We start from the raw sequence: 9,596 nt of genomic DNA on the forward strand, positions 1-9,596 counted from the left end.
GTATTGCGCCCATTGCCATGACAAAAAGTCATTGCAAAGGTGGCGTTGATATGATCAAAGCGCATGACAACGCGCAAAATAAACAGTGGTGAAATCGCGCCGCTGGATAGACCATATCGTCTACTGCCGCACACTCAGGAAAGCAATGACTGCACTAGAAATCTTTGCCGCCTTTGGCGCCAGCCTGCGCAACGAGAACCTGACCGAGGATGTTTTGCACCACGCCAAACGCGCGGTCGTGGATTGGTACGCCTCTCTGCTGCCCGGTGCGGTGCTCCCGCCCGCGACCCTGTTGGAACAAGCGTACGCAGAAGACATCGGACGGGGACCGTCCCGCCTCGCGCTAGGCCAGTCCGCCACCTCTCGCGCCGCGGCGCTCATCAACGGCACCGCAGCGCATACCGCCGAAGTCGACGACATTTTCAAAGACGCGATCTACCACCCTGGCGCACCGACCATTGCCGCCGCGCTGGCCGCGGCGCAGGAGATGGGCGCCAGCGGCCGCGATTTTCTCCGTGCCGTGGTCGTGGGTTACGAGGTTTCCACACGCATTGGCGCAGCACTGGGACGGACTCACTACAAGTTCTGGCACAACACGGGAACAGTCGGGACCTTTGGCGCCGCGGCTGCGGCCAGCAGCCTGTATGGCCTGGAATCCCGGCAGTTCACCCACGCGCTGGCCACCGCCGCCACCTTTGCCAGCGGACTGCAACAGGCGTTCCGAATGGACTCCATGTCCAAGCCGCTGCATTCAGGCCGTGCTGCCGAAGGCGGCCTGGCTGCCGCTCAGATGGCGCGTGCCGGGGTCACTGGCTCGCTGGACGTGCTCGACGGGGCCGCAGGCCTGGGGCACGCCATGAGCAACGGCCCGGACTGGCAGCCTTTCCTGGCAACGCTGGGCGAGACCTTCAATATCACGCGCATGACCTTTAAGAATCATGCGTGTTGCGGCCATACGTTCTCGCCCATCGACGCCGCGTTAGTCTTGAAAGACCGGCTTCGGGCCGCGCCGGATGACATTGAGCAGATCGACGTGCACACCTATGCCCCGGCATTGGACGTAGCCGGTAACCCCGCCCCTCAAACCGCGGCCGAGGCGCGTTTCAGCATTCCCTTTGTTGTTGCCTCTGCCGTGCTGTATGGCAGCGTGCGGCTGGCGGCCTTTGACGATGCACGTCTGAAAGACCCTGCCCTGCGCCAGCTGATGTCGCGAATCCGCCTGCATGTGGAGCCCACGCTCGATGGCCTGTTTCCGGGCCAGCGTGCCGCGCGGGTCGATATGCGCCTGACCAACGGTACGCAGGACGCCTATCTGCAGCCTCACCGTAAAGGCGATCCGGAACTGCCGCTGAGCGATGCGGATCTGAGCGGCAAGTTCAATGAATTGGTGGCGCCCGTCCTCGGACAGGAACGTGCCAGCGAGCTATTGCGCAAGCTGTGGTCGCTGGAACAGGCCGCTCGGCTCGACCTCGAGGCAGCGCTGCGCTAAATGACTGTGGGAGGCTCAGCTTTGCAGCTGGCCTCCCACAGTGGCTAACACACTAGATGATGTGATCAGCTCTCTTGGCTGCTGACTTGCGGCGCCGCGCTATTGGCTTTTTTACGAGCCGCGAACATGCGGCCCAGGCCCACCACCAGCAACGCACCGATGACTTCTGCCGCGACCTTGACCGTGCCGGAGACTTCGCCGAACTGCTCGACCACAACCACGTCCGTCACCAGCATGCCACCCGCGATCCAGCCCAGCAAGGCCGCGCCGAACGTGACGACCAGCGGATAACGGTCGATCAGCTTCAGCACCAGCGTGCTGCCCCAGATGATGATGGGTACGCTCACCACCAGGCCAAAGATCACCAGACCGATCTGATGCGCCGGATCAGCCATTTGGGCCGCGCCTGCAATCGCGATCACGTTGTCCAGGCTCATCACGAAGTCAGCCACGATGATGGTCTTGACTGCGGCCCACACCGAGACGCCACCCTTGATATTGCCATGGGCGTCTTCCTCGGGGATCAACAGTTTGACACCCACCCACAACAGCAGCAGCGCGCCGATGATCTTCAGGTAAGGAATCGTCAACAGGGTCAACGCAAACGCGATCAGCACTACCCGCAGGCCGATAGCCCCGGCGGTGCCCCACAAAATACCCTGCATGCGCTGTTTCGGCGGCAGGTTGCGGCAGGCCAGTGCGATAACCACGGCATTGTCGCCACCCAGGAGGATGTCGATAAGAATGATCTGAAACACTGCGGCCCAGCTAAGGGTCTGCAAAAACTCGAGCATGCAATCTCCGTGTTGGTATGAATCGTCAAAGCGTTGTTTTAGCATTTCTTACAGCAACCTGAACATAACCTGACCGCATTTCTTACAAAAAACTTAAATTTTCGTAACTTGTATGATCGGTATTCCGTCATTTACCCTGTTCGGAACACACTACCGTTCTGTCACCATTTTTGCCGTCTGGCCGTCCTCGGCAAAAGCATCAGGGCTTTTTGTTAAGTGAAATCGTTGATGAATACCGGGAAAGACACTGTAGGCATGATCGGCGTCGGCCTCATGGGCCACGGCATTGCCAGCAATATCGTCAAACATGGCTACCCCTTGGTCCTGTTGGATCACCCCGGCAACCAGCCGGTTGACGGACTCCTGGCCGCAGGTGCGGCCAAAGTCGCCAGCCCGGCGCAGGTCGCCCGGCAGTCCAATGTCGTCATCCTGTGCGTCACTGGCACGCCGCAGATCGAAGACGTCTTGTTCAGTCCCGATGGCCTGCTGCAGGGATTGCGGCCTGGCACCATCGTGATCGATTGCTCGACGGCCATTCCCTCCTCGACGGTGCGCATTGCTCAGGCAGTCAACGAAGCCGGCGGCCTGTTTCTGGACGCCCCCATGACGCGCACGCCCAAAGAGGCAGCCGAGGGCCGCCTGAATCTGCTCGTAGGGGGTGACAGAGCCCTGTTCGACCGCTGCCTGCCGCTGCTGCGTTGCTATGCCGAGAACATCAGCTATGTCGGCCCGACCGGATCCGGCCACCGCATGAAACTGATCCATAACTATGTCTCGCTCGGGTGCGCCGCGGTCATCGCCGAGGCGGCTGCCTGCGCCCAACGCGCCGGCATCGAGGCCCCCGTATTGGTGGATATCCTCGCCAAAGGCGGCGGCGGTGGCGTAGCGTTGGAACGCCTGCGCCCGTTTATCGAATCCGGCGACGATTCGGGCCTGCGGTTTTCCTTGTCCAACGCACACAAGGACCTGGGTTATTACACCACCATGGCCGGCGAAGCCGGCGCTGCCCATGGCGCCGCCGACGCGATCGAGCAGCTATTCAAACAGGGTGCACAAAACACGCCGCCGCAGACCACGCTGCCTCATCTGGTGGCGCTGCTTGCGGAGGATAAGCCGTAAACCGCAAAACGATCTGCAATCCGCGGCCATCATCGCGGCCCTGCCCTAGTCCATTGTGATGATGTTCGTGTGTTACGGCATCTTTAAAGGGCTGAACGACGAGATGGTCATCAACCAGAGCCGCAGCCTGCCCACCGCGTCCTTGATCGCCTCGCAAGGCGGTCTGTCGTTGCGGCAAGCGAAAACCCGGCTTGCGCCGGCCGGAACCCCAACTGCCGGCAGGGGCATCCGGTAACGACAGGCTCGCCTGCGGCACAATGGCGATCTTCCGATTGTTGTCCTCAATGGATCGAGCGCCATGAATCGCTTTGTGAAATTATCGTTGGCCAGCCTCTTTAGCGTATTGCTGCTGGGTAACGCCGCGCAGGCGGCTCAAGACAGGCCGCTGCGCATCGGTGTGATTCCCAGCGTCGCAAACCAGGCAACAGAGATCGCGATTGCCGAGGCAGCGCGACAAGGCCTGCAGGTCAAATTGGTCGAATTCAGCGATTGGGTCATGCCGAATACCGGCGTTGCCGAGGGCGCGCTGGACGCCAATTTCTTTCAGCACGCGCCGTTCCTGCAATTGTTCAACCAGAGCCGCGGCACAAAACTGACGCCGATCGCCTATGGGTATTCGACCACGATCGGCCTGTTTTCAAAGAAACTAAAGCGCGGCGACCCTATTCCTCAAGGCGCAAAGATCGCCATCCCGAATGACCCGGTCAACACGGGCCGGGCGCTGCTGCTATTGCAATCGATGGGCCTGATCAGCTTGCGTCCCGGTACGGATCACCAAGCCTCGTTGCAGGATATCGTCGCGAACCCCAAGCAATTGGACTTGATTCAAGTCGAGGGCTCGCAATCCGCACGCACGTTTGATGACGTGACCGCCTCGGTCACCTACACCACGTTTGCCAAGCATGCCGGTATCGACGAAAAAGACGGCTTGGCATTCGACAATACTGATGCAGACAACGTGCGCCGCTATGCCATTCGCTGGGTGACCACGCCTGAGCATGCCCAAGATCCGCGACTGCTGCAGTTCATCAAGATCTATCAGCAATCGCCCGAGGTAAAAGCCAAGCTGCGCCAGTTGTATGGCGATTTGATTGATTTTCCGTGGTAGCCAATCACGGATGCGTGCAGAGCCATGTCAGCCCGGCTCTGCGCGCCTCGTCGCGTCAACGATCAGTTCAATGGGCTCGGCCTCAGGGGACCATGCAGCCGCATGCGCAGCCGGCTACGCAGGCAGCGCCAACAGTTCGCCCATACGCACCGGCCCGCGTACCGACGGCGTATCCGTCCAACGCACGCGATTGGGGCCGAACAGCACGATCACGGTAGAACCCAGCAGGAAACGGCCCATCTCCGCCCCTTTCGCCAATTGAATCGGCGCACGAGCCGACTCGCCATAGCGCACTGTGCGCACTTTGCGTTTATGGGGCGTCACCAATCCGGCCCAGACGGTTTCGATCGACGCGACAATCATCGCGCCCACCAGCACCAGGGCCATCGGGCCATATTCCGTGTCGAACAAACAGACCACACGCTCATTGCGAGCAAACAACTCCGGCACATGGCCGGCAGTCAATGGATTGACCGAGAACAAACGCCCCGGCACATGCACCATCTCGCGCAAGGTGCCATCGCACGGCATATGCACGCGATGATAATCGCGCGGCGACAGATACACAGTCGCGAAATCGCCACCCATGAATTCCGCCGCGCGGGCCGAATCGTCGCCCAGTAACGCGGTCAGACTATAGGAATGTCCCTTGGCCTGAAAAATACGGCCATGCTCAATACGCCCCAACTGACTGATCGCCCCATCGGCCGGACACAGAATGCTGTGCGGCTCGGCGTCCAACGGGCGGGCGTCGGGCTTTAACGCGCGCGTAAAGAACTGATTGAACGTGTCGTAGGCCAGCGGATCCTCGATCAGCGCCTCGGTCATATCCACCCCATAGCGACGCACGAAACGCGAGATCATCCAGTTTTTGACCGCAGGCGTGCGGCAATCGGAGGCCAACCCCATCAGACGCGACACCAAATGGTGCGGCGCAGCGTATTGGCTAGCGAGGAAGATCTGGTCTTTGAAGTGCATGGAATCCGGTGAAAACAACGTGGTGCGGCCGTAGAGGCGGCTTCGGGCTACGGATGTTACTTGTTATAGACGTGTAGCGCCAGTGATGAGGATCGATTGGTTTCCCCTGCTTTGACTTCAGCAGATAATAAACGTCAACGCAATCGTGGCAACTGCTGACGCGCTATGCGAATGCTGCAGGGGAATCCCGTCATTCTGCATAGGGTGTAGATCGCAACATCATGTCGTTCGTTGCCCCCACACTACGAGGCTCGCTCTGTGCTGATATCCAATCCGCCCCCTGCCGTCCGTGCACTGACATTGATCGGCGTGCCCACCGACGTCGGCGCAGGCTCACGCGGCGCCTCCATGGGGCCAGAGGCACTGCGTGTCGCGGGGCTTGGTCCTGCTTTACAGGCATTGGGATACGACGTGGAAGACGCCGGCAATCTGATTGGCCCTGCAAATCCCATGCTGCCGCCGGACAATGGCTACCGCCACCTGACTGAAGTCATCGCGTGGAATCAAACCCTGCATGACGCGGTATATGCCGAACTGCAACGCAGTCGATTGCCCATCACGTTAGGCGGCGATCACTGCCTCGGCATGGGCTCTATCAGTGCGGTCGCCCGGCACTGCCACCACGCAGGCAAACCGCTGCGCGTGTTGTGGCTGGACGCGCATACCGACTTCAACACCCAAGCGCTGACTCCCTCGGGCAATCTACATGGCATGCCCGTGGCGTGCCTGTGCGGCCAAGGTCCAGAGCCATTAACGACACTCGCCGGCCAGACTCCTGCGCTGCACCCAGAATGGATCCGCCAAATCGGCATACGCAGCGTAGACGAGGGAGAGAAAAACCTGATCGCCGAGGCCGGCATCGAAGTCTATGACATGCGCACCATCGACGAAATCGGCATGCGGTCAGTCATGGAAGCCGCCTTGGCCGACCTCACGCCCCACACCCATTTGCATGTCAGCTTCGACGTAGATTTTCTGGATCCCGAAATCGCGCCTGCTGTCGCCACCAGCATTCCCGGCGGACCCACCTATCGCGAAGCGCAACTGTGCATGGAGATGATTGCCGACACTGGGTGCCTGGGATCGCTGGACATTGTCGAGCTCAACCCCGCGCTGGACATACGCAACAAAACCGCGATGCTGGCAACCGAGCTGGTACAGAGCCTGTTTGGCAAATCCACGCTGATCCGGCGCCCAGCACATTCGCGTGGATAATGCCTCCGCGTCGCCCCGCAAATAACGCCAGCCTGCCGCCATGCAAAGATGGTGGCGCAACTACCAGCTTGAGCGGCGCATCCCCGTGGATAATGCAGGTCTATTGCTTCTTCGCTTGATCCAAAGGACATACCCATGACCGAACGCCAACTCATCATCCTGGCCGCCCTGAACATGATCGCCGCCGTCGGCGCAGGTGCATTTGGCGCACATGGCCTCAAACAAATGATCAGTGCCGACCTGCTGGCCGTCTGGCAGACCGGAGTCCTGTATCACCTGATCCATGCACTAGGCCTGTTCGTGGTCGCCTTGCTAGGCGCCCATTATGGCTCCAGCCTGTTTTCAACAGCAGGCATCATCATGTTCGCCGGCATCGTCCTATTCAGTGGCAGCCTATATCTGCTGGCGCTCACCGGTGCCCGCTGGCTGGGCCCCATTACGCCCATAGGCGGCGTAGCCTTCCTGGCCGCGTGGGCCTTGGTAGCGTGGGCAGCGTGGCGTTCGTAGCCGTTGAAACAATGGGCGGCATTGCCCCCGCCGGCGACTTCGACATCAACCTCGATGTAGTGTGGGACACGGTGCAGACAGCACTCCCGCAACTAGTGCAGAAACTGTCAGCCCTGCAACTAGGGCCGGACACCGGCCGCCGGCGCCACCCGCAATAGCTTGCCATCGCCTGCATCCGTCAACACATACAGGTAGCCATCCGGCCCCTGCCGCACATCACGAATGCGAGCGCTCAGATCCTGCAGCAGGCGTTCCTCGCTGACGATTTTTCCGTCTTTGAACTGCAGGCGGATCAGTGCCTGCGCCCCCAATGCACCGATGAACAGCGAATTCTTCCACGCGGGGAAACGATCCGCCGTATAGAACGCCATGCCGCTGATCGCGGGTGATTTCTTCCACCAATACAGCGGCCCCTGTCCGCCGTCTAGCGTTTTGCCCTTGGCTTCGGGAATCGCGAATCCCGAATAATTAATCCCATACGTCGCCAAGGGCCAGCCGTAGTTTTGACCGGGCTTGATGATATTGATCTCATCACCGCCCCGCGGGCCATGCTCGTGTTCCCACAACTCGCCGGTCCAGGGGTTCAGCGCCATCCCCTGCGGATTGCGCATTCCATACGTCCAGATCTCGGGGCGCACATTGGCGCGGCCCACAAACGGATTGTCCTCGGGAATCGAGCCGTCGGCCGCAATCCGCACGATCTTGCCCTGCAGCTTGTCGAGATCTTGCGCCGTGGGACGCTGATTGTTCTCGCCCAGAGCGATAAACAAAAGCCCGTCGCGGTCAAACACCAAGCGGCCGCCGAAATGCTGCCCTGTAGAAAGCTTCGGCTGTTGCCGGAAAATAACCTGAAAATCCTCCAGGCCGCGCGCATCCTTGGCCAGACGGCCACGCCCGACAGCCGTACCCGCCTTGCCATCCTCGCCCGCTTCGGCATAGGACAAATACACCAAACGATCATTGCCAAAATCGGGCGACAGCACCACATCCAGCAGACCACCCTGCCCCGACGCATACACCTTGGGAATTCCCTGCAAGGGCTCGGACAACTCCCCCTGCGCAGTCACAACACGCAACCGGCCGGCGCGCTCAGTCACCAGCATGCCGCCGTCAGGCAAAAACGCCAGCCCCCACGGATGCTCCAGGCCCTCGGCCACAGTCGTCACCTGAGCCTTGCTCTCGGTAAAAGCTGGGGCTTCGATGGATACCTGAGTCTGTGCTTGCGCCTGCGACACAGCGGGCACACTCGCCCAGGACATTGCGGCCAACCAGGCAGCAGCCAGCGTAGCGGGCTTTGCGCGCCGCAACCCAGCAGCACGCATGGCAGTTTTGGGGGCGAAACGGGAGTACGAATCCGGCATAGGATCTCTCGATGAATCAACTGGAGGGAGGATGTCAGACTGGCGTACCATACCAAGCACGAATGGCAATTTGAATATGCCCTATCGTTCTAAAGGAGAACAGCACGCCATGAAACTGTACTACATGCCCGGCGCCTGCTCGCTGGCTGCCCACATCGTCCTCGAATGGATCGGCAAGCCCTACGAGACCCAAGCCATCGCGCGCGACGCATTGAAACAACCCGAATTCCTGAGCATCAACCCCATGGGCGCCGTCCCCGTCCTCACCGACGGCGGCTACACGCTGACCCAGAATGCCTCCATCCTGGAATACCTGGCCGAACAAGCCCCGCAGCTCAACCTGCTGGGCGACGGCACCGCCCAATCCCGCGCAGAAGCCCGCCGCTGGCTCGGATTCATCAACTCCGACCTGCACCGCACCTTCTCGCTGGTCTTCGGCCCGCAGCGCTTCGTCGCCAGCGAAGCCGCACAAAAAGAGCTCAGCACCTCCGCCGCTGCCATCCTGCGTAACCTGTTCACCATCCTGAACACCCAACTCGCAGACAAGCCCTACCTGGCAGGCAAGGCCCCCACCATCGCCGACCCCTACCTATACGTCGTCCTGCGCTGGGCCAAAGCCAAAAACATCGACCTGTCAGGTCTGAACAACCTGACAGAATTCTCGAGCCGCATGGACGCCGACAAAGGCGTACAAGCCGCGCTAAAAGCCGAAGGTCTGTAAACGAAGACGCGATCGTCGCTGGGCAGTTTGAGCGAAGCGACCTGCCGTATTGCCATTACTGTAAGTGCCTGCCGCGNGCCCGAATGGCGTGCCGGCCCGCTGAGGCCGCCGAGGAGATCGCGTCAGACAGGGTAGTCGCCTGGCCATGTTCGAGAGAAGCGACCTGCCGCATTGCCATTACTCTAAGTGCCTGCCGCGTGCCCGAATGGCGTGCCGGCCCGCTGAGGCCGCCGAGGAGATCGCGTCAGGCGGGGGGTAGTCGGCTGGGCATGTTTGAGCGCAGCGTAGCGGAGCGAGTTTGCCC

9 protein-coding genes are annotated in these 9,596 nt (G+C 60.7%); 6 read left to right on the top strand and 3 right to left on the bottom strand.

All coding sequences use genetic code 11. The features are described from left to right. The first annotated feature begins 145 nt into the window (after positions 1-145). Complete coding sequence (locus ACNA0I_RS06580; protein WP_415805260.1) at positions 146-1,489, top strand: MmgE/PrpD family protein; 1,344 nt, start codon at positions 146-148, stop codon at positions 1,487-1,489. Positions 1,490-1,554: 65 nt separating this feature from the next. On the opposite strand, the gene ACNA0I_RS06585 is transcribed toward ACNA0I_RS06580, so the two are convergent. After that, positions 1,555-2,283, bottom strand: a complete 729-nt coding sequence (locus tag ACNA0I_RS06585; protein WP_415805261.1) for a TerC family protein — start codon at positions 2,281-2,283, stop codon at positions 1,555-1,557. Between the two features lie 228 nt (positions 2,284-2,511). Here ACNA0I_RS06585 and ACNA0I_RS06590 point away from each other — a divergent pair, with 228 nt between their 5' ends. Then, a complete protein-coding gene (locus ACNA0I_RS06590) occupies positions 2,512-3,402 on the top strand; it encodes an NAD(P)-dependent oxidoreductase (protein ID WP_415805262.1) in 891 nt (296 codons plus the stop codon). Positions 3,403-3,700: 298 nt separating this feature from the next. Further along, entirely contained in the window at positions 3,701-4,510 is an 810-nt protein-coding gene (locus ACNA0I_RS06595; protein ID WP_415805263.1) for a MetQ/NlpA family ABC transporter substrate-binding protein, read from the top strand. Positions 4,511-4,624: 114 nt separating this feature from the next. Here ACNA0I_RS06595 and asd read toward each other — a convergent pair whose 3' ends face one another. Next, positions 4,625-5,488: an archaetidylserine decarboxylase gene (gene asd, locus ACNA0I_RS06600; RefSeq protein WP_415805264.1), complete on the bottom strand. Its 864-nt coding sequence runs from the start codon at positions 5,486-5,488 to the stop codon at positions 4,625-4,627. A gap of 264 nt (positions 5,489-5,752) precedes the next feature. On the opposite strand from asd, the gene rocF reads away from it, so the two are divergent. Further along, positions 5,753-6,703 (top strand): arginase, encoded by a 951-nt coding sequence (gene rocF / locus ACNA0I_RS06605; protein WP_415805285.1) that lies wholly within the window; start codon positions 5,753-5,755, stop codon positions 6,701-6,703. Positions 6,704-6,838: 135 nt separating this feature from the next. Further along, entirely contained in the window at positions 6,839-7,210 is a 372-nt protein-coding gene (locus ACNA0I_RS06610) for a DUF423 domain-containing protein (RefSeq protein WP_415805265.1), read from the top strand. A 119-nt stretch (positions 7,211-7,329) separates the two neighbouring features. Here ACNA0I_RS06610 and ACNA0I_RS06615 read toward each other — a convergent pair whose 3' ends face one another. Continuing rightward, complete coding sequence (locus tag ACNA0I_RS06615) at positions 7,330-8,469, bottom strand: PQQ-dependent sugar dehydrogenase (protein WP_415805286.1); 1,140 nt, start codon at positions 8,467-8,469, stop codon at positions 7,330-7,332. A 211-nt stretch (positions 8,470-8,680) separates the two neighbouring features. On the opposite strand from ACNA0I_RS06615, the gene ACNA0I_RS06620 reads away from it, so the two are divergent. Further along, positions 8,681-9,292 (top strand): glutathione S-transferase family protein, encoded by a 612-nt coding sequence (locus ACNA0I_RS06620; RefSeq protein ID WP_415805266.1) that lies wholly within the window; start codon positions 8,681-8,683, stop codon positions 9,290-9,292. The last annotated feature ends 304 nt before the right edge of the window (positions 9,293-9,596 follow it).

Origin of the sequence: Bordetella muralis (assembly GCF_965139205.1) — a bacterium.
Lineage (GTDB): Bacteria > Pseudomonadota > Gammaproteobacteria > Burkholderiales > Burkholderiaceae_B > Bordetella_A > Bordetella_A muralis.